This window comes from Thalassolituus marinus, assembly GCF_020320395.1.
GTDB lineage: Bacteria > Pseudomonadota > Gammaproteobacteria > Pseudomonadales > Oceanobacteraceae > Venatoribacter > Venatoribacter marinus.
In genome coordinates this window covers 3,132-26,486 of sequence record NZ_JAEDAH010000096.1, presented here as the reverse complement: position 1 = coordinate 26,486, position 23,355 = coordinate 3,132, and the positions used below count along the sequence as shown (strand labels likewise).

Below are 23,355 nucleotides of genomic sequence, written 5' to 3'. Positions count from 1 at the left end.
ACCTGTGAACAACGCCATAACCCGGGCATTTTTTGGCTGAAAGCTACCTTACCAGCGCCGCGTTATCGCCACACAATGGGCACAGATACTCATCACGGAAACTATTATGCTGAACACGTTATGGCAGAGCATGACCGCAGAAGTCGGCGCCATTCCTCTGGAAGAACTGCGCCCGCGACTGGAAACCGCTGAATCCCGCTACCTCGATCTGCAGGGTATGCAGGTGCATTACCGCGATACCGGCGGTAGCGATAAACCCGTGCTGATTCTGCTGCACGGCATTTTTTCGTCATTACATACGTGGAACGACTGGAGCGAAATCCTGCGCGACGACTACCGCGTTATCAGCATCGACATGCCCAACTTCGGCCTGACCGGTGCTCACCCGAAGGGCATGTTCCGTTTTATTTACAGCGACTTTCTCAACGATTTCACCGATGCCCTGCACATTCGCGAATGCTACATGGCCGGTAATTCACTGGGCGGCTGGATGACCTGGGAATTTGCCGCGCGCTTCCCGCAGAAAGTGCGCAAGCTGGTGCTGATCGACAGTGCCGGTTTTTTCTTTGTACCGCCAGCTGGTCTGATCGGTATGGGCCTGCCTATGGCTGGCTGGATGATGTCGCATTCCTATCTGCCGCGCCGGGTTATGTACAGCAGTATCCGCTCGACCTACGCCCGTCCGGAACGCCTGAGCAAAGAAGTGCTGAACCGCTATTACGAACTGATGCTGCGTCCGGGTAACCGTGCAGCCGGCTCTGCGGTGCTGCGTTTTATCCGCAACCGTGCCGGCTTTGATAACAGCTTCCTGAGCGAAATACGTCAGCCGGTACTGGTTATGTGGGGCGCGCAGGACGGCTGGATTCCACCGGATCACGCCAAACGTTTTGGCCGCCGTATTCCACACGCCGAGGTCATTATGTACGACGACTGCGGCCATATGCCGATGGAAGAACTGCCACAGGCCTCTGCTGCCGACTGTCGTCGTTTTCTTCAGTCCTGAGCCTTTGCCGCAAACGCACGCAGGCCCGCAGCGGCCTGCTGCTGCACCTTTTTCTGCAGCCACGGCGTCCAACCCAGCAGTAAGCCTGGCAGACCCAGAGCCTGCCGGCTCCAGCGCCAGAAACTGAAATGATCACGGTGGCGATAAATCAGCCCATCGCGAAACTCAAATTCCGCATCAATAATGTTGTGCACCTGCCGTCCGGTCTGGCTGAACAGATACAAGGGTTCCCAGTGCGCACTCACCTGATCCCCCTGTTGCGTTACGCTGAAACTCAGCTGAAAGTTCTGCGCACGCTGGCACAGCATCTGCCACATCACACCGATGTCAGCCCCCTGCAGCGTAAAAGCCGGATCAGAGAAGCTCGCCTGCGGGTGATAACAGCTGGCCATGGTGGCGTAATCCAGTCGGGCAAAGGCCTGATAGAAGGTTTCGATTAATTGCTGGTGTGACGCCATGACCGGCTCCTGCTGTTAGTAGTGAAGGTACAACCAGTTTACGCCATTGCCTGCAAACCATAAGATGACACATAAGACCAACATAGTTTATGAATAGGTCACTTATGCCGCGCTGCCTGATACTTGCTGCTGAACACAGTCCGATGACATCGGTGATTGGTCCGCTGGAAATCCTGACACTGGCCCAGCGCCTGACAGGGCGACGGGACTGGCAGTTTGAAGTGGTCGCTGACGCTGCACTGGCAACGCAGGGCGGCTTAACACTGCAGGGCACCCGACCGTTCTGCGACAGCGACAGCCCTGACATACTGATCATTGCCGCGCTGGGCGACCCGCGTCGCAACCCGACGCCATTATCCACAGCCTCATTGCAACGTATCCGCCAGCTGGCCGAACAGGGCTGTCATCTGGTGAGCATCTGCAGCGGTGCCTGGGCGCTGGCGGAGAGTGGCTTACTCAATGGCCTGAATGCCACCAGCCACTGGTCCCTGAGCGACTGGCTGGCAGAGCATTTTCCAGCCGTGCACTGGCATACGGATGCCATGCTGATTCGGAATAACAGCATCTGGTGCGGCGGCGGAGGTAGTGCCTGGCAGGATGTCACGCTCAGTCTGGTGCAGCATTACTTTGGCGATGCTATCGCCCGTCACACAGCGCAACTGGTACTGATTGATCGTGACCGGGATGATCAGCGCCGCTATCGCGGTTTTATTCCTGCTCGTCAGCATCAGGATCACCTGATTCATCAGGTGCAGGACTGGCTCGACCGGCATGCCTGCGAGCCTTTCGTGGTGGCCGATCTGGCCGCTCAGGTGCATCTCAGCGAGCGTCAGTTTAAACGGCGTTTCAGCGCGGCGGTAAAGTTGCCCCCGCGCGAGTATGTGCAGTCGTTACGGATGGAGCAGGCAAAGCACCTGCTGACCACCAGCCAGCAACAGGTCGATTCGATTGCCCGCCAGTGCGGCTATGACGACGTGCGTTTCTTCCGTCGCCTGTTCCGCCGCAGCAGTGGCCTGACGCCGCTGGCATACCGGGCGAAAGTCAGCAGCGCCGGTTAATCAGCCGGAGGTGGCGTATTTCGACTTCCACCAGCGAATGGTCAGCGGCACAGAACAGTTGAGCATGAAGCACGCCAGCATCAGGGTGTAGAAGGCTTCAATCGACATAATCTGATGCTGCACATAAGCGATATCCATCACCACAAACGCCAGCTCAGCCCGCCCCAGCATACCGAAACCGATCATCCAGCTTTCCGGCCAGTCAAAACCGCCGGTGTATTTCGCTGCCAGTGCTGCCGACAGCACCTGACCGACAAATAAAGCGATAAACAGAATGATGGCCTCTTCCATCACCGAGACCAGAATCTCGCCGTGGAAAATAAGCTCGGTACCGAGGGATACGAAAAACACCGGACCAATCCAGGAGAAGGCGACGTTATCAATAATCTCACGTGCGTGTTTGTGAAAGTCGACTTCCGATTCCTGATGAAAATCGAAGTACTCACGGGAAATAATCAGGCCCGCCATGTAAGCCCCCACCGCCGGGTGAAAGCCGAATTCATGGGCCAGCAGACCGACCGTTACCGCGATCAGTAGCAGCGCCAGAATGGTGTATTCACCGCGACCCATCGACAGCACGTCGCGCAGACCGAAGTTACCGATCACCGGAATATTTTTAAGGAAACCGGCCTTGGCCGGAAACAGCCAGCCACCAATAGCGGTAACGATGACGAAGAAGGCTACTGCCTTGCCAAGAATCAGCAGAATGCCATCGACACTGACGCTGGCACTGCCGGTGGCCAGCGGCACCATAATCGCCACCAGCGCCAGCGAGCCGATATCATCAAGCACCGCCGAGGTCATAATGCCGGTCGCCGCCGGGCGATTACTCAACCCCTCACTCTTCAGCGAAACCATGGTCAGCGACACCGCCGTAGCAGTCATGGCCAGACCGCACATCAGCGCCAGGTTATGGTTATCCCAGTACACCATGGCCAGCGAGTAAGCGACCAGAAAAGGGGCTATGGCGCCGAACAGGGCAATGCCCCAGCTGCGTTTGATACTGCGCAGGAAATTGCCGGTTTCTTCTTCGAAGCCCAGCGCAAACATAATGACGATGATACCCAGCTCGGCGAAATCGGTGATAAACACCGGCATCTCCTCTGGCAGAATGCCGAGGTTAACCAGCACAGCACCGCAGAACAGATACCAGAGCACCGGCGTCAGCCGGGTTTTATGAGCAAAATATGACGCGACAAAGACGCTGACCCAGATAATGGCAAGAATCGAAAGATCGTGCATAACCGTCCACAGATAACGGGCATTCCACCGCGGAAAACCTACCCTTAAAGATTAACTGCAGAGCAGCAACAGGCTGATGACGCGCATCATGGTTGCAGGCCATGTCGTTGATAATTATGCAGAAAATGACAAAGCGGACAGTCGCCGTCAGCGTCCGCGCGCAGCCAGCATGCCATCCATCGGCTGCAGATAATCCCCCGGATGCCAGTGCCGCAGCCAGGCCAGCGACGGGGTGAAATCCGGTGCCGGGGCAGCGGCCTGACGCGTTGGCGAAATCCCCGGCGCAGCCACCAGCGTACTCTGCCCTGCCGGAATCTGCAGGGCACGTAACGGCTCGCTGACGTAACGGTGCGACAGAATGTTATCCACCACCCACCACTCGGCCTGCAGACGCTGATGATTAATATCCAGCAGCACATAGCCACGGTAGTGGAAATCAACAAAGTTCAGGTGCGGCAGCAGGGATTCCAGCGTGGCGGCCGCCAGTCCGGCCTGGGTGCGGTTCTCAATACCCGAAGAAGTCACCGCCGGCGTTACCAGCTCAACCCCCAGCGCCGGCTGTGGCTGTTCGGCAAACGGATCGTCGTGCAGGGTCATCGCCCAGCTGGAGTGAATATCACCGGTGAGTACCACAAAGTTATCCACTGCAGCGTTACGCACGCTGTCGAAAAGTCGCCTGCGCGCTGCCGGATAGCCATCCCACTGATCGTAATTGAACGGGGTATCGTTGGTACCCAGCTGGCCGACCATCACCTGCTGCCCCATCAGCTTCCAGCACACGCCTTCCTGCTGGGCTGCCGCCAGTGAATCCGCCAACCAGTTTTCCTGTTCGAAGCCGAGCAGCGTGCGATCTTCGCGGTTGCGTTCTGCATCGCTGTTTGCCTGTGCATCACGGCCAGCCAGACGGGTATCGAGAAGATTCAGATCGAGCAGATCACCAAAACGGAAATTACGGTAAATACCACCTTGCTGTTCGCGAATCGGCATCCATTCCATATACGCCTGCACAGCACCGCTGAGGCGCACCGACCATTCGCCTTCTTCGCCTTCCGTGTGATTGTCGGCACCACCGGGCCAGGCGTTATTGGCCACTTCGTGATCGTCCCAGATCACCATAAATGCGTGCTGACGATGCACCGCCTGCAAATCGTTATCGGTTTTGTACTGCGCATGACGACGGCGGTAATCCGCCAGGGTCAGGGTCTCATGGGCCGGCTCGTGCACACGCCCGCTGACCAGACTCTGTTCGATGTTGCCGTACTCGTAGATGTAATCGCCCAGATGCAGCACCACATCCAGGTCGCTGCGATTCGCCAGCTCGCGGTAAACGTTAAAGCAGCCGCGGGCATAGTTAGAGCAACTGGTGAAAGCCATGCGCAGATGCTCCACATGCCCTTGTGGCAGAGTACGGCTGCGGCCGACATCCGATACCTGGTCCAGTGCTTCAAACACGTAGTAATAGCTGGTCGCCGGCGACAACCCCTGCACATCCACCTTGACGGTAAAGTCGCGCGAGGAATCGGTATAACCCTCGCCTTCACTCACCACCTGTTGCAGCTGAGGGTCCAGCGCGATGCGCCAGCGGTAGGGCAAACTGAGAAATGACTGGCCTGCCGGCGGGGTAATCCGGGTCCACAGAATCACCGCATCGGTTAACGGGTCACCGGAAGCGACACCATGCTGAAACGGGTAGCGACGACTGCGCGGTAACGCCACATTCTGACGATCAGCAGCCATAACTGGCGTCGTTGCCGCCACGCTGGCTAAGGCGGCACTGGCCTGGCAGCTGCGGCGCAGAAAACTCCGTCGACTGAGGGACATAGTCACTTCCGGCAAAGAGTGTACGCCGGATATTTAAGGACGCTTACGTGACAGGCCGATGGCGCTTTGCTGACGGTCCGATGGCAGAGCCGTGGCAGATTGGTTGCAGTCTGATGACCAACAGATGACAGCCTGTGGGATGCCGCCCGGCGACTCAGTAACGATCCACAGTGGCTCGCGCGCTGTGCGATCAACGACAAATTGCCGCGGCTGGGCATTGTGATCAGTGTGCAGCAACAACAATGGCAACCGGCGCATGCCTTCACTCAGGCTATCCGGCACGCCGAGCGTTATGGCACTCCGTCGATAACCCCATTCGCCAAAGCCCTGTCAGCCCATATGCAGGGCGAAGGTCTGCTGGGCAAAGCAACCCATCTGGTCGTCGACCGGGTGGTGAAGCACGATCTGAAAAACCTTTACTGACGCTGCGACAACCTGTCGCAGCGACAATCCGCGCATCAGCACCTATTCTGACACTGTGAGCTATGAGGGTGGCTCACTCGACAGAGTACTCTGTGGTGGATGATCAGACTGCCACAGCTGAAAAGCACAGTGCCCATCCACTGTGCTTTTTTTTTGCCTGCCTGAACCCCTCTGCTGTCGCACAGACACCTGCCAGCCCCGGCCAGCTTCCTCTATACTGGCCTGATAATAACAATATGATTATCTATGCACGCCGTATCCCATGCCCTGTCCAGCATCCGCCAATGGCCCCTGGATAAACAACTGACCCTGCTGTTTCCTGCCATCGTTACTCTGGTAACCCTGCTATCCGGTGTTATTCAGCAGTGGCAACCCGCACAGAACAAAGCGGCCCTGACGGGCGCTGCCCTGTTTCTGCTGATGCTGCTGACTGCCAGAGCAGCTTTGCAGCAACAGCGCCTGCCACCCCGCTGGCAGTGGTTGCTGCGTGAATTCTGGCCGGTACCAGCCATGCTGCTGGGCTACCTCACCATGCGCGTGTTTCGTCTCGAACTGCTGCTCGACAATCTGCAGCTACCACTGCGCGATCAATGGATGCTGGCCTTCGATACCCGCGTGTTCGGCCAGGCACTGCCATTGTGGCTGGAACCTCTGGTAAGCCCACTGATGACCCTGTGGATGGAATCTTCCTATCTGCACTTCTACTACGCACTGCCCATCGGCTCACTGCTGTGGCTGTTCTGGCGCGAACAATACGCCGACTTTATCCGCCTGCGTCAGGCTGTGATTTACACGCTGTGCAGCGGCTTCGTGCTGTACTTCTTTATCCCGGTTAAAGGCCCCGGTGACGCCATGCCGGAGCTGTTCAGTGTCAGCCTCGGGGCTCGCGATACCGTGATGTACGATGCGGTCAACAGCTTCCGTTATGCCTATGACTGCTTCCCCAGCCTGCATACCGCCATTCCCTGGGTAACCCTGCTGACCTGCTGGCGCCTGTATTCACCGTCAGCTCGTCCGCTGGTGCTGTTTATGACGCTGAGCATCACCCTCTCGACCCTGTATCTGCGTTATCACTATGGCGCTGATGTTCTTGCTGGCCTGGTGCTGGCAGCGCTGATCGCCACCGTGGTAAACGGCCTTAACAGCGCAACCCCGCAGCGGTCAACCGCTGTCGCGTGAATTGTGCATAAGTAATCATTGTCAACCCTGATGTTTTCCACGGTTCCTGTGGATAATTCTGTGAACAATCTTTTGAGAACTCATTTTGGGCCCGTAACCACGGGCCCGCTGACAAAACGTGCATTTTTTGTGCAGTGCAGTATTTTTGAAAAAAATCCTTATTTTTCAATGAAGAAGCCGCACCATTGCTGGATCACAGCTGATCCTGTCAGGCAATAGGGAAATTTAAAAAATCTCAGATTTTTTACTTCAAACAGGCGTATGAAATGGGGACAAGATGCGCCAGTCAGAAAAATACCTGTGGATAAATCTCTGGATAATCTGGCGATAAGGTGCGCATTCCCGCGTCGTTACTGGGTTTCCGCCTGCCCACTAAATCCTTCAACCGTATAAACGCAGCGCCTCGGCCAGCGCAATACAATCGGTTCCGGTAATGAGCTCATCGGCGCTGGCCAGCGGCGACCAGAAAACCCGTTCGGCTTCCTGCGCACAGAGATCGCCCTGCCACTCATGAACCAGGTAGTAATGCAGTAGCTGAGTCTCCGTCGTGCGGTGAATCAGCGAGCAAATGTAGCTCGCCCGGGTTACTGTCAGCGCAAGTTCTTCTGCGACTTCCCGCAGTAACGTCTGCCACTGACTTTCGCCTGCTTCCATATGACCACCGGGAATCATGATCAACCCCGGATCAACGGCCTTATCGGCGCGCCGTTGTTCCAGCAGAACCTGCCCTTCGCACAACAGGATAAATGACACACAAGGTGCAAATTCCCCGACGCCTGCCAGCGCAGCGTCATGCATAGTGTTGTCCGCCATAAAAAATGATGCCCTGCCGTTATATACAGCGGCCCGCCGTGCGACAAGCTGCCATATCTGAAGCGCCCGCACTTTTTGCTATCGTCCGCGCCAATTCAATCTTAGCTGAGAGACTTTTGCGCATGCATCACCGGATCGCACTGCTGTCATTCCTTCTGCCCTTCACTGCCGTTGCCGCCAACCAGGATATCCAGCTGGATACTCAGGTCACCGAAGCCAGTAGCGCCAGCGTGATTAATACAGGCCCGGTTAACCTGATCAGTGCCGAACAGCTGGAGAGCGTGAACATCATCAATGCCGAAGATGCGGTTCGCGACCAACCTGGTGTGATTGTGCGCAAGCGTTACATCGGTGACCCCAACGCGACACTGGGTATGCGTGGCAGCAATATGTTCCAGACCGCACGCACTCTGGTCTTTGCTGATGGTATGCCCCTGCATTATCTGCTGCAGACGCGCTACTCAGGCGCGCCGCGCTGGTCACAGAATCTGACGCTGACCTGGCACCAGACGGCAGCGCTTAATATTTCCGCCAGCGTCCGTCACGCCAGCAACAGTTACAACGAACTGGATAACAGCGATCATGAATCCGCGGTGTTTGGTGCCATTGATGCGTATACCTTTATTGATGCGAAAGCACGCTGGCAGATCAACCGTAACAGCTGGGCTTCCCTTGGCGTCGATAATCTGAATAATGCCAGCGCTTATGTGCATCACCCCTACCCGCAGCGCACGCTGTTTATTGAAGGCAGCTACCGCTTCTGAGGTCTGAACTGTGACGGCTCAACACACGTTATACCGCCGCATCTGGCGCTGGCATTTTTACGCAGGATTATTTGTTATCCCGTTTATGCTGGTACTGGCTCTGTCTGGCATGGCACTGCTGCTCAAACCGCAGCTGGAATCGCTGCAGTTCGGTGACTGGCTTACGGTGCCGGAAATGGCACAGCAACAGTCACCGGATGTCTTGCTGAAGCAGGTAAAACGCGCGTTTCCCAATGCCGGGCCACACCAGTTTATAGCGGCGAAAAATGCCGGCGAAACGTCACGCTTTGTGGTTAAACAACAGCAGCAATCCATACTGGTATTTATCGACCCGTATCGCGCAGTTGTTGTTGGCAGTATTCCGCTGGCCGATACCTGGTACGCCATCGCCGACGATATCCACGGCACCCTGCTGTTGGGTAAAAGCGGTGATGCCCTGCTGGAGGCTGCTGCTGGCTTATGTCTGTTTCTGCTGATGTCAGGTTTGTATCTGCACTGGCCCCGTAGCCGTAATGCCAGCCTGTGGAAACTGCCATTGCGCCAGTATCACAAGCGCTTCAGCTGGCGTCAGTTGCACGGCGCACTGGGCATCTGGCTGAGTGTGGTGCTGGTATTTTTTGCCTTAAGCGGCCTGGCCTGGACCGGAGTCTGGGGACAGAAACTGGTGCAACCCTGGAGCAGTTTTCCGGCAGAAAAGTCAGCGCGCTTCTGGAATAATTATCAGGCGGAAACGACGCAAGCAGCGACGCCGACAACTCATATCCACGGCAACCTTAACAGCGACAATCTGGAAGAAGTCCCCTGGGCAGTGGAACAACTGCCAGTGCCGCTCAGTCAGCCGCATCATGCTCATCTACCATTGTTGTCTCTGGCCGACATCATGGCGCAGGGAAAAGCTTTGGGCCTCGACTATTTCCGTGTCAGTTTTCCGCGGGGCGAGCGAGGCGTGTACAGTCTGATTTCTTCCACCACCTCGGGCGATATCAGCAATCCGCTAAACGACCGCACTGTGCATATTGATCCGCACAGCGGTGATATTCTGGCTGACATTGGCTGGGCCGATTACAACCTGCTGGCCAAAACCATGGCCGCGGGCATCGCCCTGCACAAAGGCGAAGTGTCGGCCATTAATTTATGGGGCAATATGCTGGCCTGTGCGCTGCTTATTCTGCTCAGCATCGCTGGTGCCGTGCTCTGGTTCAAACGCCGCAGCGTGCGCCGTCCGCAACTGTCACTGCCGCCGCACAGCAACCACAGTGGCCATGGCTGGCGCCTGCTGCTGACCCTGAGTGCGGTATTGTTCCCGCTCAGTGGTGTCGTGCTACTGCTGATTGCGTTGCTCGACAGTCTGCTGAATCGCCGTCAGTCGAGCTGAGCGCGGGACGATTGCCTGTTGGGGTGGTACCATAACCAGCGGCTCGCACTGAGCCGCTTTTCATCGCGACCGGGCAGGCATCATGGCGAACATTGCCAGTAAAGAAAAAATCGCTCAGCGCCGCTACGATATTCTGCAGGCGGCCATCGAAGTATTTTCCAGCAAGGGATATCACAGCGCCGGCGTTGCTGATATTGCCAATGCGCTGGGCATAGGTCATGGCACCATCTACCGCTATTACAAAAACAAACGCGATATTTTTAATGCCATCCTGGCTGAACTTTTAGCGCAGATGGCTGATGTGGTACAGCAGGAACCGCCATCCACCGACAGCCTCGACGATTATCGCCAGCAGCTGGAACGCATTGCTGCACACATGATGCGTATTTTTCAGCAGGACCCGCGACTCGCGCGCATCGCATTTTACGAAGCAATGAGCATCGATGAAGAAGCCAGAGCCTCAGTCGATCATTTTATTGCGGTATTCGCACAGTTTACTGCGCACTATATGAAAAATGGCGTCGATAAAGGTTTTCTGCGAGCGAATATGAATCAGTCGATGGCGGCACAATTAATTACCGCCATGATTATGGAAGCCGTGAAAAAAATCGCCACCGGCAAAGATAACGAAGCGGATATTCAGCAATGGAAATCTGAAATTATTCACTTCGTTATTGGTGGCCTGTCAGCCGGCTGATCAGGCCTCTGCAATCGCCCTGGCAACCGTCGCCGGCGCCGTCATCTGTGCCGTATCAAAAATCGTCTGACGACGCCCCGGATCGAGCAGGTTCCAGCCAAAGGCATGCAGATCATCCTCGTTCGGCTCAATACGAATAACGCGCTTTCCTGCTGCTCTCAGCATCGCTTCTTCACGATCCACCAGCGCGGTCATACCCCGGCGAACATAACGTTCAACGGCGTTAATCATACCGCCGCTGCGACCCGGCTGACGGGAAGCCATCGGCACCAGCATAATCACTTCGTCGATATCTTCATTAACCAGCAGGTCGGCGGACACCGGCGAAACGATACCGCCATCCAGATACGTACTGCCCTGAACAGCAACCGGCGGACAACAGCCCGGCACGGCATACGAGGCACACACAGCACGCGAAAGCGGAATCTGTTGTGTATCTTCCACCTGGCGTCCGAATGCTCGGCGCTCACCGCTGGCGGCATCCACCGCCATTAACCAGAGCTTTTTGTCTGGCCACTGATCGGCCGACGCCGACCGAATCAGACGCTCGAAACCTGACATATCAGTACGCCCTCGTGGCAATAAACCACACACACCGGTTAACGGACGAACCTCCCGATTCAGGGCTTTTTTAACCAGTGCGCTGCTGGTGAGCCGCCACTGCGGCCAGGGTGGAAATTTGCCACCGGAATCGGTTTCGTGATTCCACACACAGTCGGCGTCCGCTTCATTACGTTGTGCTGCCAGTAAGCGATCAAGCGATACACCGCTGGCCAGCAGTGCGGCTATGACGGCCCCGACGGACGTACCGACGATCAGACTGGCCTGCGCCGGGTCCCAGTTCAGCTGACGACGCACAGCGTCCAGCGCGGCAATGGTCCATGCACCACCAGCGACGGCACCACAGCCCAGTACCAGTGCTCGTTCAGGTTGCTTCATGCTTTCTCCTCCTCTGCCTTCTTACGACGAGTGGTGGTGCGACGCTTACGCGCGAGTTTCTCAGCCACAACGTCAGCCTGCTGAGCCTGCCAGTCAACTTTCGCCAGAGTCTGGTAAGACTCCGGATCAAAATGGCGCAGTAAAGCTTGCATGCGATTGGAGCTCCACGGAAAACCAATACTGTTGCGGCCATTTTTATCCAGGTAATAACTGGAGCAACCGCCGGTGTTCCACACGGTTTTCTGCAGTTCATCCTGCACCAGCTGGTTATAGTCATCCTGCTTCTGTGCGCACACTTCCACCGTTTGCAGCTGGTTACGCTGCATGACCTGCATAGCGCCCATGATGTAATTCAGCTGCGATTCAATGACTACAAATGCCGAGTTATTGCCGATAGCCAGATTCGGTCCGAGAATTAAAAAGAAATTCGGGAAATTATTTACACAGGTACCGCGATAAGCCTGCGGGCTGCCCTGCCAGATATCCTCCAGCGAGCGACCATCACGACCAAAGACCTGCGCTGCGATAGGTACATCCGACACATGAAAGCCGGTGCCAAGAATAATCACGTCGGCTTCAGCTTCACTACCATCCTGACCGACCACTTTATTGCCGCGAATCTGTTCAACACCGGTGGCGTGCAGATCAACATTCAGTTTCGCCATCGCAGGATAATAGTTATTGGATAACAGTACACGCTTACAACCCAGCGTGTAATCCGGTGTCAGTTTGGCCCGCAACTGTGGGTCTTTGATGCTTGAATTCAGGTGACGCTGAGCCAGTTTCTGCACCACTTTCAGTAAACCCGGGCGGCGGAAACCGATCCCGAAAACCTCAAGTCCGGCATACAGAATTTTGCGCCAGCTGTTCAGTGTCAGAGGAATGCGGAAGAACGCGCGCTCAATGGCAGGAATGCGGTGATCCGGTTTCGGCAGAATCCATTGCGGTGTGCGCTGAAACACACTCAGTTTATTTACCTGTGGCTGGATCTCGGGAATAAACTGAATCGCCGAGGCCCCCGTACCGATAACCGCCACTTTTTTATCGCGCAGATCGCACTCGTGATCCCAGCGTGAGCTGTGGAATACCTTGCCCGGAAATTCGCTCAGCCCGGGCAGGTTTGGCATGATGGGTTCATGCAGATAGCCCACCGCAGAAATCAGTTTATTCGCACTGATATCCCCTGCCGAGGTTTGCAGCTGCCATTGCTGCTGAGCGTCGTTCCAGCGGCTGGCCTGCACATCGACACCATAACGAATAAAGGGTTTTACACCCTGCTTATCTGCCGTGTTATGCACATAGTCGAGAATCTCTGCCTGACCTGCAAACGCCCGACTCCAGTCCGGCTTTTGCGCAAATGAATAGGAATACAGAGCAGATGGCACATCACAGGCACAACCCGGATAGGTGTTGTCGCGCCAGGTACCACCCAGTTCATCGTACTTTTCCAGCACAATAAAATCGGTAAAGCCCTGCTGCAGCAAGCGCACAGCAGCACCAATGCCGCTGACCCCTGCGCCGATAATCACAATATCCCAATGCTGTTTTTCCATGCCTGTTTCCTGATTTGTTGTTATGCACGGCAATACTGACAAGTCATTCCGTTTTGAACGAGATTATTTAAAACGGAATAGATCGTCAACTTTGAGCTGCACCGCAATACAGGCAGTCGTTACGGCTGAAATCCAGCAACCATGCAGGCTGCAAGCTACTCACAGGTGAAAATCCGACAGAGCGAGGGGCAAACGATCTGAGATATTGGCTGTTTAACACTCAGTCAGGTGGCACTTATGCCACGACATCTGAGCTGCACGGCCATTTTCGGGCGCCGCCGGCCCGGCAATACTGACGTTCATAACAACAACTGCAGGGTCAGGCATGGCTATCCGCAACCAGTACCGTTACGACAACGGCGAACACAGTGTCATTGGCACCCGCTTCGGTCGGTTTAATCTCGGCATTAATACCAGTTTTATTGTCTACCGCATCGGCGACACTCAGATCGACACAGGGCCAAGTAATCAGTGGCGCCATATTCGCAAAGTACTGCAGCGTGAATGGCAGACAAGGCCACTGCGCCAGCTGCTGATTACTCACCACCACGAAGACCACAGTGGCAACGCGGCGCGCATAGCTCGCATAACCGGCGTTCGTCCACTGGCCCCGGTACAGGGTCAGGATAAACTGGCGCGAGGTTATCGCACGCCGCTGCTGCAGAAGATAATCTGGGGGAGCCCGCATCCGGTCGCCACCGATAGCCTTCATGGGCAAATCACCCTCACCGACGGCAGCCCGGTAATCCCGGTGCATACACCAGGGCATGCGAAAGATCTGACCTGCTTTTTCCTGCCACGGCAGAAATACCTGTTCAGTGGCGATATGTACATTGCCCGTTCACTTAAACATTTTCGTGCCGATGAAAATCTGAGCGAACTGATCGCCAGCCTGAATCGTTTACTGACCCTGGATTTTGCGACCGTCTTCTGCCCGCACCGCGGCATTGTCGAAGATGGTTATCAGGCCATTCTCGATAAGCGCAACAACCTGGTGATGCTGTGCGAGAAGGCTCAGGCGATGCAACAGCAGGGAGCCAGTGAGGACGACATTCTGGTCAGCCTGCTCGGCCCGGAAGACATGATGGCGCGCATCACCAGTGGCAATCTGAGTAAACGCAACCTGATCCGTGAAGCCCTGCGTTATTCACCCGAATGACTGACTGGGCGTTCAGCACTATTGAGCTAAAGACCTGACTCCGTTATAAATCAGCCTTCAATCAACAAGGATGTTTGAATTATGTCTCCGACAGAACTGCCGGTGCCGAATACGGCTGCCACTTCCACACGCACAGCCACTGTAGAATTTTCTGGCCAGAAAGGTGAATACGCCAAACTGTGGCTGGTAAACCTGCTGCTGAGCATTATCACTCTGGGCATTTACAGTGCCTGGGCCAAGGTTCGTAATAACCAGTACCTGTATGGCCACACTCAGATCGAAGGTCATCGCTTCCAGTATCTTGCTCAACCCATGCAAATCCTGCGTGGTCGAATTATTGCCGTGCTGGTCTTTGTCGCCTATTCACTGGCTTCATCGTTCAATCCGGCTCTGGCGGCCGTGATGATGCTGGCACTGATTGCATTGTTCCCATGGCTGATTATTCAGGGCCTGAAATTCACCCTGCGTAAAAGCGCTTATCGCGGTGTACGTTTTTCTTTTGAAGCAAGTTACTGGGCGATTGTCGGTTACTTCTTCCTGCTGCCTTTACTGGGCATGGTGACCTTTGGCCTGGCAATGCCATGGGTGGCGCAGAAAACCCAGAAATACCTTTATGAAAACGCCACCTACGGCGGTAAGCCATTCTCTGTTCCAACCTCAGCGGCTGAATACTACAAAGCCGTGCTGATGTGTTTAGGCGCAGTTGTACTGCTGATGGCTGCGATCTTCGTCATTGTCTTTACCTTCAGCATGACTTCCGTTCTGATCGGCGATGCCAGTAACCCACTGACCCAGAAAGGCATGGCTGGCGCGGGTATGGTTATTGGTGCTGCGGTGTACTTCTTTGCCATTTATCTGCTCAGCGCGATTTATCAGGGCGTTATTCGTAATCACCTGTTCAACTGCCTGCACATTAACGGTGTATTTCATGCCCATTCCGCCATTCGCATTCTGCCGTTTGCAGTACTGATGATGAGTAATGCGCTGCTGCTGATCTGCACTCTGGGTCTGGCTTTTCCGGTTACCGTCGTGCGTAAACAGCGCTTCCTCGCTGCCGCGACATCCTTCACGCTGGAACCTGGCATCGACCATCTGGTGAACACTGTACCGGAAACACATTCCGCCTTCGGTGAAGAAGCTGCTGGCCTGTTTGATGCCGACCTGTCACTGACCTGATATGGCATCCAATCCGGTTATTCGCGGCCTGTATCAGGCCGCAAACAGCTCTGCTTCCTGCCCGGCTCTGGTCACAACCCTGAATGGTAATATTCTGGTTAATCACAGTGACGAGCAGGGCGAAATTCTGTTCGCGCCAGCAGGCGATTATCAGTTCGGTGATGCAGTACCCGGCCTGCCGGTAGAGCTGATTTTCGCCGACGGCAGCCGTTTTATTCCGGACGATAGTCGTCTGCGCTGGCAACAGCTTGGCCATAAGCCGGGCATGATCGAATGGCTGGAACGTCACTGGAGCGCAGTGCTCGCCGCCACGCTGTTAGTTCCTGCGTTTATGTGGCTGATGATTACTCAGGTGATACCGGCAGGCAGCAATGCCGTTGCCGGATTACTGCCCGATGCGGTCGCACAGCAGCTGGGCAGCCAGAGTCTGGCCATTATCGACCGCACCTACATGAACCCCAGTGAGCTGAGCGACACCGAGCAGCAGGCGATCAGCCAGCGCTGGCAGCACCTGCTCACTACGCTGAATATTCCACCAGAGAATTACCGGCTGGAATTTCGCAGCTGGTCTGGTGGCCCCAACGCCATGGCATTACCGGACGGCACAGTTATTGTCACTGACTCTATCGCCCGCCTGATGGCACAGCAACCTGAACAACTGGATGCGGTATTGCTGCACGAAATCGGCCACGTAGAGCATAAACACAGCCTGAAAATCCTGTCGCAAACCACCGCCATGTCCCTGATGTTCACCATGATGTTTGGTGATGTCGAAGGCCTGGGTGAGGTATTACTGGGTGCGGGTACCAGCTTTGCTCAGGCGTCTTTTTCACGCGATATGGAAAGTGACGCCGACCAGTTTGCCTTTAAGGAACTGCAGACGATTGGTCGAACACCACAGGATTTTGCCGATGCCATGAAAACACTGGCGCAGCATTATCAACCGGATGCAGAACTGGCAGCGGGCGAAGAGAAAAGTCTGTTTGATTATCTGCGCTCACACCCGGCAACAGCAGAACGAATTGCTGCCGCCGAGGCACTGGCAAAAGAAATGCTTCAATAAGCTTTTACTGCGCCGCAATTACCGCCATGGTCAGGCGCGAAATACAGCTGAGTTTTTCTTCGCTGTTATAGATACGAATTTCCCACACCTGCGAACTGCGACCTCGGTGCACGATTTTTGCGATGCCAGTCAGCGTACCTGAACGTACACCACGCAGATGGTTGGCGTTAATTTCCTGTCCCACCGCGTATTCTTTGCTGTTATCCAGACACAGATTGGCCGCCATGCTGCCCAGAGTTTCGGCAAACAGCACGTTAGCTCCGCCGTGCACCAGACCGACCGGCTGAAAGGTACGCTGATCGGCAGGCATGGTGCCTTTCACCCAATCGTCACCGGTTTCGGTAATCACGATACCCAGGTTACTGCACGCCGTATTTTCCATCTGACGGTTCATATCGGCGATATCAGGGGTAGCAAACCAGATGTTGCTCATAGATGGCTCTCATACGGAAATGGCCTGATGTTTTACCATTTACACGCTGAGAAATCAGCGTTGCACTGTTAGCATTTGTGCAACGCTGTATTGCTCGAGACCTCAGACGTCAGACGTCCGACGACTGTCCCTCACGCACTCTTCGCGCTCTGACCAGCCTTCTTCGACTGGAAACGCACGGCGGCGGTGAAGATCTTCTGATAGGTAGCAGGCAGAATACGCACCAGCAGGTCGAACATACGCGCATCCGGACCAATCAGAATACGGCGGCTGTTTTTGCGCACACCAGCGAGGATAGTTTTTGCAGCTTTATCCGGCGTGGTAATAAACAGCTTTTCGAATTCCTGGGTCGCTTCTTCATTCGAGGCACCAGTGACATCCTTACAGGAGGTATCCATACGCGCCGACTTGGCGATATTGGTTTTAATACCACCCGGGTGCACGCAGCTGCAGCTGACGCAGGATTGTGAAATTTCCAGATCCTGACGCAGAGATTCAGTCAGTCCGCGCACAGCGAATTTACTGGCATTATAACCGCTCATTAATGGCTGGGATGCCAGACCGAAAATACTGGAGGTATTGATGATATGACCTTCACCGGATTTCTCCAGATACGGTAAAAAGGCTTTAGTACCGTACAGAACACCGTTGAAGTTAATGTTCATGATCCACTCATAATCTTCCAGGCTCAGGCCACCAACCGTACCCGACAGAGCAACACCGGCGTTGTTGAAAATCATGTTGATTTTGCCGTGGTCAGCTGCGGTCTGATCAGCCCAGGCATAAACGGCTGCGCGATCGGATACGTCCAGTTTGGTGCTGGTTACTTTAACCGGGTAGTTAGCCAGCATGTCACAGGTTTCCTGCAGACCAGCTTCGTTAACGTCACTCAGGGACAGGTTGCAACCGTGTTGAGCCAGATTCAGTGCCAGTGCACGACCGATGCCAGAACCGGCACCGGTAACGGCAGCGACTTTATTGGTAAATGATTTCATGAGTACTCCGCGCGTGGCGATTTATTATTATCAGGACCGGTAAATACCGCTCGATCATGCCAGATAGTCTCGCACGGAAAAGTGCTTTAGACCGGGTCAGGGCTGGCCATTATCGCCACCAGACCCCCCCTGTTTGTGGCGGTATTTATCCTGTTACCAGCATCAGCATTACATCGGTACACGCGGTTAAACACACGTCGGCAGCGCGCATCAGGTCGCCGGCGGCGAGTGAACTCTGCACGGTGTTTTCGCTGGTTTTAAGCTCGCCGCGCACAACGTAAATCAGACACTGGCCGGCACAGAGATACGACTCACTGGCCGGCAAAACCACTACGTCCACCCGGGTGTCTGAGGCAAATAAAGGTCCGCCGTAAACACAACCTCCCTGGGCCACATCGATAATGCGGTATTCGGCTTGCGGTGCATGGGGCTGAGGTTTTATCCACAACTGCAGCAGCGGTTGTGGCTCGGCGTTCGGATTGCTCTCGTTATGACGAAAACCTTGTTCGCCATCACGCTGCAATTGCACCTGATTGGCCTCCACCCGCACTCCCCCACCGAGAGAGCCCTGATGCAGCATACTGCCGCGCGGAATCAGGCTGATGATGTCCATCCCCGCGTGGTGATGCAGCCCCGTCTCGCCATAGGGCAGAAACCAGGCATTGGCCAGGTACACACAACCAGCAAAGCGATCGAAACACTCATCGGCAACGCCGAAACCAAAGGTCTGACGGTCACTTAGCATCACCCGCTCGCGAATGCTGGCAAAACCGGTAATGTCGACGTCGCTGGCGCGCAGAATTCTCATCTCTGACAGGCTATCCGCAGGAAACAAACAGCCATCATGGTCACATATCGTTGACCTGAGTGAAACAGTCCTTATGGCTGATCTGAGAACAATTCTCAAACAGGCACATTAGTCCGCACAGAATGCCCCGCCGCCATTGCTGCACTCCCCATTCTGAGGGACAATAGCGCCCCTTTTTTAACCGCTGTCGCAGACTCGGGGCGACAGCAGCAGCGAATCAGATTCAGGAGTCATTACATGACATCTCGTACCGAACTGGCCAACGCCATCCGCGCACTGAGCATGGACGCCGTTCAGAAAGCCAAATCCGGCCACCCTGGTGCCCCAATGGGCATGGCAGACATCGCAGAAGTCCTGTGGAACGACTACCTCAAGCACAACCCATCCAACCCTGAATGGGCAGACCGCGACCGTTTCATTCTGTCTAACGGCCACGGCTCTATGCTGATCTACTCTCTGCTGCACCTGAGCGGTTACGACCTGAGCATCGACGACCTGAAAAACTTCCGTCAGCTGCACTCCAAGACTCCGGGTCACCCTGAATACGGTTACGCACCAGGCATCGAAACCACCACTGGTCCACTGGGTCAGGGCATCGCCAATGGTGTTGGTATGGCACTGGCAGAGAAAGTTCTGGCAGGTCAGTTCAACCGCGACGGCCACAACATCGTTGACCACAACACCTACGTGTTCATGGGCGACGGCTGCATGATGGAAGGTATTTCCCACGAAGCCTGCTCTCTGGCCGGTACTCTGGGTCTGGGCAAACTGATTGCCTTTTACGATGACAACGGCATCTCCATCGATGGTGAAGTGGAAGGCTGGTTCACCGACGACACCGTTAAGCGTTTCGAATCTTACGGCTGGCAGGTCATTCCACGCGTTAACGGCCACGATGCCGAAGAGATCAAACAAGCGATCGAGACCGCCCGCGCTAACAGCGAGCAGCCTACCCTGATCTGCTGCAAAACCATCATCGGTTTTGGTTCGCCAAACAAAGAAGGTAAGGAAGAGTGTCACGGCGCACCACTGGGTGACGACGAAATCGCTCTGACTCGTGAGCGTCTGGGCTGGAAACACGGTGCCTTCGAAATTCCTGAAAATGTCTACGCAGGCTGGAGCGCAAAAGAGAAAGGCGCAGCAGCAGAATCTGCTTGGGATCAGAAATTCGCAGCCTACGCTGCGGCCTACCCGGAACTGGCGGCAGAATACAAGCGTCGTATCGCTGGTGAACTGCCAGCTGACTTCGCTGCACAGGCTCAGGCATACATCGACGAGTGTCAGGCCAAAGGTGAAGTCGTTGCGTCACGTAAAGCTTCCCAGAATACCCTAAATGCGTTCGGCCCTATGCTGCCAGAATTCCTCGGCGGTTCTGCCGACCTGGCTGGCTCTAACCTGACTCTGTGGAAAGGTTGTCAGGGCGTAAGCGAAACTGACGCTTCCGGTAACTACATTTTCTACGGCGTACGTGAATTCGCCATGAGCGCCATGATGAACGGTATTGCCCTGCACAAAGGTTTCGTACCTTACGGCGCAACCTTCCTGATGTTTATGGAATACGCTCGCAACGCCGTACGTATGGCGGCGCTGATGAAGCAGCGCTCTATCTTCGTATACACCCACGACTCTATCGGTCTGGGCGAAGATGGCCCGACGCACCAGCCGGTTGAACAGGTGGCTAACCTGCGCAACACCCCGAATCTGGAAACCTGGCGTCCATGTGACACCGTTGAGTCTGCTACTTCCTGGAAAGCAGCGATTGAGCGTAAAGACGGCCCTAGCGCGCTGATCTTCTCGCGTCAGAACCTGCCACACCAGACCCGTGATGCGGCGCAGGTTGCGGCTATCGCCAAAGGTGGTTACATCCTGAAAGACTGTGCAGGTACACCAGACGCCATCATCATCGCCACCGGTTCTGAAGTGAGCCTGGCGGTAGAAGCGGCTGAGCAACTGGCTGGTAAGAACGTTCGCGTTGTTTCCATGCCTTGTGCTGAAGTGTTCTGCAAGCAGGATGCGGCTTATATCGAATCAGTACTGCCAGCGTCTGTTTCTGCCCGCGTTGCGGTTGAAGCGCTGCACAAAGATTACTGGTACAAGTTTGTTGGTCTGAACGGCAAGATCATTGGCATGGACACCTTCGGTGAATCTGCACCGGCTGGTGAACTGTTCAAAGAATTCGGTATTACTACCGACGCCGTTGTTGCAGCGGTTAACAGCCTGATTTAATTCCTGCTGTTTCTGCAAGACCTGATTGCCGGAGCCTGCTTTTCTGCTTAGCTCCGGCAATTTTATTTGTGGCTTCAGTTTTTATTGATGCCCTTAGTTTTTACTTACGCCCTTAGTTTTTTCCTGACCAACGAATACCCGGAATCATCATGCTTAAAAAACATCAGCTCGAACTGTTAAGTCCTGCCCGTGATGTTGGCATCGCCAAAGAAGCGATTCTGCATGGTGCCGATGCTGTTTATATCGGTGGTCCGGGTTTTGGTGCGCGCCACAATGCGGCCAACAGTGTGCAGGATATTGCCGGGCTGGTTGAGTTTGCCCGCCTGTTTCACGCTAAGGTATTCGTTACCCTCAACACCATTCTGCACGACGACGAAGTCGAGCCTGCACGCCAGCTGATTCACCAGCTGTACGACGCCGGCGTTGATGCGTTAATCGTGCAGGACATGGGGGTTATGGAAATGGATATTCCACCGATCGAGCTGCACGCATCGACTCAGTGTGATATTCGCCGCCTGGAAAAAGCGCAGTTCTTATCCCAGGCCGGTTTCTCACAGATCGTTCTCGCCCGCGAACTGAACCTGGCACAGATTAAAGAGATTGCCGACAGCGTCGATGCTGCCGTTGAATTTTTTATTCACGGTGCGTTATGTGTCGCCTTCTCCGGCCAGTGTAATATTTCCCATGCCCAGACCGGACGCAGCGCCAACCGCGGTGACTGCTCACAGGCGTGCCGTTTACCATACACCTTAAAAGACGAAAACGGTGGTGTGGTTGCCTACGATAAGCACCTGCTGTCGATGAAAGACAACAACCAGACCGCCAATATGCGCGATCTGGTGGATGCTGGCGTACGTTCGTTTAAAATCGAAGGTCGTTATAAAGACGTCAGCTACGTTAAAAACATTACCGCCCACTACCGTCAGTTACTGGATGAGATTCTGCTCGATCGCCCGGAACTGGCTCGCGCTTCCAGCGGTTATACCGAGCACTTCTTTGCCCCCAACCCGGATAAAACTTTCCATCGCGGCAGCACCGATTATTTCGTCAGCAAACGAAAAATTGATATCGGTGCGTTCGATTCACCGAAATTCGTTGGCCTTCCCGTCGGTGAATTAATTGGTGTGGGAAAAAATGAATTAACCGTACAAACCGATACCGAACTGACCAACGGCGACGGTCTGAACGTGCTGGTTAAACGCGAAGTGGTCGGCTTCCGCGCCAACAATGTTTATCCGCTGGCCGACTTTGATCTGGAAGATGATAACGGCGAGATGAAACACGTCTGGCAGTATCGGGTTGCCCCGAACGAAATGCCGGAATCGTTAAAAACCCTGCGCCTACCAGCCAGGCTGAGCCGTAACCTCGACCACAACTGGCAACAAGCACTGCTGAAAAAATCGGCGGAGCGCCGTGTACTGGTGAACTGGGATATTCATACGTCTAAGGATGCACTGATGGCCACCGTGACCAGCCAGGAAGCAACCAGCGAAGAAAGTGTCAGCGTCACCGTAACATTAAATGGTCCGTTTGAGCCGGCGAACAATGCAGAGAAAGCGCAGCAGCAACTGCAGGACACTTTCAGCAAGCTGGGCAATACCATTTACCACGCCGACAATATTCAGATTGAAGGCGATGCCTGGTTTATACCCGGCTCACAATTAAAGAACCTGCGCCGCGATGCCATCGACGCTTTAACCGCCGCCCGTGTCGCCAAACACCCGCGCGGCTCGCGTAAAGCCGTCAGCGAGCCAGCACCGGTCTATCCGGATAGCCAGCTCAGCTTCCTCGACAACGTCTACAACGAGAAAGCACGCGCCTTCTACAAGCGCTTTGGCGTTGAATTAATCGAACCTGCCTACGAAGCCCACCAGGAAACCGGCGACGTACCCGTGATGATTACCAAGCACTGCCTGCGCTTCTCCTTCAACCTGTGCCCGAAACAGGCCAAAGGCGTAACCGGCGTATTCACCAAAGTGAAAGATATGCAGTTAATTAACGGCGACGAAGTACTGACCCTGAAATTCGACTGCAAACCCTGCGAAATGCATATCATCGGTAAGATGAAAAACCACATATTCAACAGCCCCCAGCCGGGCAGCGTTGAAAGCGGTGTTGGCTTCTTTGATCCGGAAAAACTGATTGCTGTGAGTAAGGACTGAACGGCCCG

The 23,355-nt window shown here is 54.9% G+C and carries 21 protein-coding genes; 12 read left to right on the top strand and 9 right to left on the bottom strand.

The features are described from left to right. The first annotated feature begins 106 nt into the window (after positions 1 to 106). Complete coding sequence (locus tag I9W95_RS15180; RefSeq protein ID WP_225676388.1) at positions 107 to 1,003, top strand: alpha/beta fold hydrolase; 897 nt, start codon at positions 107 to 109, stop codon at positions 1,001 to 1,003. Here the strand turns inward: I9W95_RS15180 and I9W95_RS15175 are convergent. Further along, entirely contained in the window at positions 994 to 1,461 is a 468-nt protein-coding gene (locus I9W95_RS15175; protein WP_225676386.1) for a nuclear transport factor 2 family protein, read from the bottom strand. The genes I9W95_RS15180 and I9W95_RS15175 overlap by 10 nt on opposite strands. A gap of 89 nt (positions 1,462 to 1,550) precedes the next feature. Between I9W95_RS15175 and I9W95_RS15170 the strand changes: the two genes are divergently transcribed. Next, complete coding sequence (locus I9W95_RS15170) at positions 1,551 to 2,519, top strand: GlxA family transcriptional regulator (protein WP_225676384.1); 969 nt, start codon at positions 1,551 to 1,553, stop codon at positions 2,517 to 2,519. Here the strand turns inward: I9W95_RS15170 and I9W95_RS15165 are convergent, their stop codons facing one another. Both I9W95_RS15165 and I9W95_RS15160 read right to left on the bottom strand, forming a co-directional pair. After that, positions 2,520 to 3,761: a cation:proton antiporter gene (locus I9W95_RS15165; protein WP_225676382.1), complete on the bottom strand. Its 1,242-nt coding sequence runs from the start codon at positions 3,759 to 3,761 to the stop codon at positions 2,520 to 2,522. A 147-nt stretch (positions 3,762 to 3,908) separates the two neighbouring features. Then, a complete protein-coding gene (locus tag I9W95_RS15160; protein WP_225676380.1) occupies positions 3,909 to 5,582 on the bottom strand; it encodes an alkaline phosphatase D family protein in 1,674 nt (557 codons plus the stop codon). 219 nt (positions 5,583 to 5,801) lie between these two features. On the opposite strand from I9W95_RS15160, the gene I9W95_RS15155 reads away from it, so the two are divergent. Beyond that, entirely contained in the window at positions 5,802 to 6,005 is a 204-nt protein-coding gene (locus I9W95_RS15155; RefSeq protein ID WP_225676378.1) for a hypothetical protein, read from the top strand. 246 nt (positions 6,006 to 6,251) lie between these two features. Next, positions 6,252 to 7,184, top strand: coding sequence for a phosphatase PAP2 family protein (locus I9W95_RS15150; RefSeq protein WP_225676376.1), 933 nt, complete (start codon positions 6,252 to 6,254; stop codon positions 7,182 to 7,184). A 381-nt stretch (positions 7,185 to 7,565) separates the two neighbouring features. On the opposite strand, the gene I9W95_RS15145 is transcribed toward I9W95_RS15150, so the two are convergent. Beyond that, a complete protein-coding gene (locus I9W95_RS15145) occupies positions 7,566 to 7,997 on the bottom strand; it encodes an NUDIX hydrolase (protein WP_225676374.1) in 432 nt (143 codons plus the stop codon). Between the two features lie 122 nt (positions 7,998 to 8,119). On the opposite strand from I9W95_RS15145, the gene I9W95_RS15140 reads away from it, so the two are divergent. The 3 genes from I9W95_RS15140 (at position 8,120) to I9W95_RS15130 (ending at position 10,833) form a co-directional block, all read left to right on the top strand. Next, complete coding sequence (locus I9W95_RS15140; protein ID WP_225676372.1) at positions 8,120 to 8,761, top strand: TonB-dependent receptor domain-containing protein; 642 nt, start codon at positions 8,120 to 8,122, stop codon at positions 8,759 to 8,761. A 10-nt stretch (positions 8,762 to 8,771) separates the two neighbouring features. Continuing rightward, positions 8,772 to 10,136, top strand: a complete 1,365-nt coding sequence (locus I9W95_RS15135) for a PepSY-associated TM helix domain-containing protein (protein WP_225676371.1) — start codon at positions 8,772 to 8,774, stop codon at positions 10,134 to 10,136. A gap of 82 nt (positions 10,137 to 10,218) precedes the next feature. Then, positions 10,219 to 10,833 carry a TetR/AcrR family transcriptional regulator gene (locus I9W95_RS15130; protein WP_225676369.1) on the top strand — a complete coding sequence of 205 codons (615 nt, stop codon included), beginning with the start codon at positions 10,219 to 10,221 and terminating at the stop codon, positions 10,831 to 10,833. On the opposite strand, the gene I9W95_RS15125 is transcribed toward I9W95_RS15130, so the two are convergent. Beyond that, a complete protein-coding gene (locus I9W95_RS15125) occupies positions 10,834 to 11,772 on the bottom strand; it encodes a patatin-like phospholipase family protein (RefSeq protein ID WP_225676367.1) in 939 nt (312 codons plus the stop codon). Next, entirely contained in the window at positions 11,769 to 13,325 is a 1,557-nt protein-coding gene (locus tag I9W95_RS15120) for a flavin-containing monooxygenase (RefSeq protein ID WP_225676365.1), read from the bottom strand. The genes I9W95_RS15125 and I9W95_RS15120 overlap by 4 nt, the downstream gene beginning before the upstream one ends. A 325-nt stretch (positions 13,326 to 13,650) precedes the next feature. Between I9W95_RS15120 and I9W95_RS15115 the strand changes: the two genes are divergently transcribed. The 3 genes from I9W95_RS15115 (at position 13,651) to I9W95_RS15105 (ending at position 16,723) form a co-directional block, all read left to right on the top strand. Beyond that, positions 13,651 to 14,484 (top strand): MBL fold metallo-hydrolase, encoded by an 834-nt coding sequence (locus tag I9W95_RS15115; RefSeq protein WP_225676363.1) that lies wholly within the window; start codon positions 13,651 to 13,653, stop codon positions 14,482 to 14,484. 81 nt (positions 14,485 to 14,565) lie between these two features. Further along, positions 14,566 to 15,660, top strand: a complete 1,095-nt coding sequence (locus I9W95_RS15110) for a YjgN family protein (protein ID WP_225676361.1) — start codon at positions 14,566 to 14,568, stop codon at positions 15,658 to 15,660. A gap of 1 nt (position 15,661) precedes the next feature. Continuing rightward, entirely contained in the window at positions 15,662 to 16,723 is a 1,062-nt protein-coding gene (locus I9W95_RS15105; protein ID WP_225676359.1) for a M48 family metallopeptidase, read from the top strand. Between the two features lie 4 nt (positions 16,724 to 16,727). Here I9W95_RS15105 and I9W95_RS15100 read toward each other — a convergent pair whose 3' ends face one another. From I9W95_RS15100 to I9W95_RS15090, 3 genes are all read right to left on the bottom strand, one after another. Continuing rightward, the gene (locus tag I9W95_RS15100) at positions 16,728 to 17,156 is read right to left on the bottom strand and encodes a hotdog fold thioesterase (RefSeq protein WP_225676357.1); all 429 of its coding nucleotides are present in this window, start codon (positions 17,154 to 17,156) and stop codon (positions 16,728 to 16,730) included. A 131-nt stretch (positions 17,157 to 17,287) separates the two neighbouring features. Beyond that, positions 17,288 to 18,151, bottom strand: coding sequence for an SDR family NAD(P)-dependent oxidoreductase (locus tag I9W95_RS15095; protein ID WP_225676355.1), 864 nt, complete (start codon positions 18,149 to 18,151; stop codon positions 17,288 to 17,290). A 145-nt stretch (positions 18,152 to 18,296) separates the two neighbouring features. Then, positions 18,297 to 18,959, bottom strand: coding sequence for a pirin family protein (locus I9W95_RS15090; protein WP_225676353.1), 663 nt, complete (start codon positions 18,957 to 18,959; stop codon positions 18,297 to 18,299). Between the two features lie 237 nt (positions 18,960 to 19,196). Between I9W95_RS15090 and tkt the strand changes: the two genes are divergently transcribed. Next, entirely contained in the window at positions 19,197 to 21,185 is a 1,989-nt protein-coding gene (tkt, locus tag I9W95_RS15085; protein ID WP_225676351.1) for a transketolase, read from the top strand. A 149-nt stretch (positions 21,186 to 21,334) separates the two neighbouring features. Then, positions 21,335 to 23,347, top strand: a complete 2,013-nt coding sequence (locus tag I9W95_RS15080) for a peptidase U32 family protein (RefSeq protein ID WP_263866232.1) — start codon at positions 21,335 to 21,337, stop codon at positions 23,345 to 23,347. The last annotated feature ends 8 nt before the right edge of the window (positions 23,348 to 23,355 follow it).

Excerpts from the sequence above, each read along its gene's own strand:
- I9W95_RS15095 (WP_225676355.1), bottom strand. The coding sequence starts at position 18,151 with ATGAAATCATTTACCAATAAAGTCGCTGCCGTTACCGGTGCCGGTTCT.
- I9W95_RS15180 (WP_225676388.1), top strand. The coding sequence starts at position 107 with ATGCTGAACACGTTATGGCAGAGCATGACCGCAGAAGTCGGCGCCATT.
- I9W95_RS15160 (WP_225676380.1), bottom strand. The coding sequence starts at position 5,582 with ATGTCCCTCAGTCGACGGAGTTTTCTGCGCCGCAGCTGCCAGGCCAGT.
- I9W95_RS15170 (WP_225676384.1), top strand. The coding sequence starts at position 1,551 with ATGAATAGGTCACTTATGCCGCGCTGCCTGATACTTGCTGCTGAACAC.
- I9W95_RS15115 (WP_225676363.1), top strand. The coding sequence starts at position 13,651 with ATGGCTATCCGCAACCAGTACCGTTACGACAACGGCGAACACAGTGTC.
- I9W95_RS15165 (WP_225676382.1), bottom strand. The coding sequence starts at position 3,761 with ATGCACGATCTTTCGATTCTTGCCATTATCTGGGTCAGCGTCTTTGTC.
- I9W95_RS15090 (WP_225676353.1), bottom strand. The coding sequence starts at position 18,959 with ATGAGAATTCTGCGCGCCAGCGACGTCGACATTACCGGTTTTGCCAGC.
- I9W95_RS15125 (WP_225676367.1), bottom strand. The coding sequence starts at position 11,772 with ATGAAGCAACCTGAACGAGCACTGGTACTGGGCTGTGGTGCCGTCGCT.
- I9W95_RS15140 (WP_225676372.1), top strand. The coding sequence starts at position 8,120 with ATGCATCACCGGATCGCACTGCTGTCATTCCTTCTGCCCTTCACTGCC.
- I9W95_RS15100 (WP_225676357.1), bottom strand. The coding sequence starts at position 17,156 with ATGAGCAACATCTGGTTTGCTACCCCTGATATCGCCGATATGAACCGT.
- I9W95_RS15080 (WP_263866232.1), top strand. The coding sequence starts at position 21,335 with ATGCTTAAAAAACATCAGCTCGAACTGTTAAGTCCTGCCCGTGATGTT.
- I9W95_RS15175 (WP_225676386.1), bottom strand. The coding sequence starts at position 1,461 with ATGGCGTCACACCAGCAATTAATCGAAACCTTCTATCAGGCCTTTGCC.
- I9W95_RS15105 (WP_225676359.1), top strand. The coding sequence starts at position 15,662 with ATGGCATCCAATCCGGTTATTCGCGGCCTGTATCAGGCCGCAAACAGC.
- tkt (WP_225676351.1), top strand. The coding sequence starts at position 19,197 with ATGACATCTCGTACCGAACTGGCCAACGCCATCCGCGCACTGAGCATG.
- I9W95_RS15110 (WP_225676361.1), top strand. The coding sequence starts at position 14,566 with ATGTCTCCGACAGAACTGCCGGTGCCGAATACGGCTGCCACTTCCACA.
- I9W95_RS15120 (WP_225676365.1), bottom strand. The coding sequence starts at position 13,325 with ATGGAAAAACAGCATTGGGATATTGTGATTATCGGCGCAGGGGTCAGC.
- I9W95_RS15150 (WP_225676376.1), top strand. The coding sequence starts at position 6,252 with ATGCACGCCGTATCCCATGCCCTGTCCAGCATCCGCCAATGGCCCCTG.
- I9W95_RS15130 (WP_225676369.1), top strand. The coding sequence starts at position 10,219 with ATGGCGAACATTGCCAGTAAAGAAAAAATCGCTCAGCGCCGCTACGAT.
- I9W95_RS15145 (WP_225676374.1), bottom strand. The coding sequence starts at position 7,997 with ATGGCGGACAACACTATGCATGACGCTGCGCTGGCAGGCGTCGGGGAA.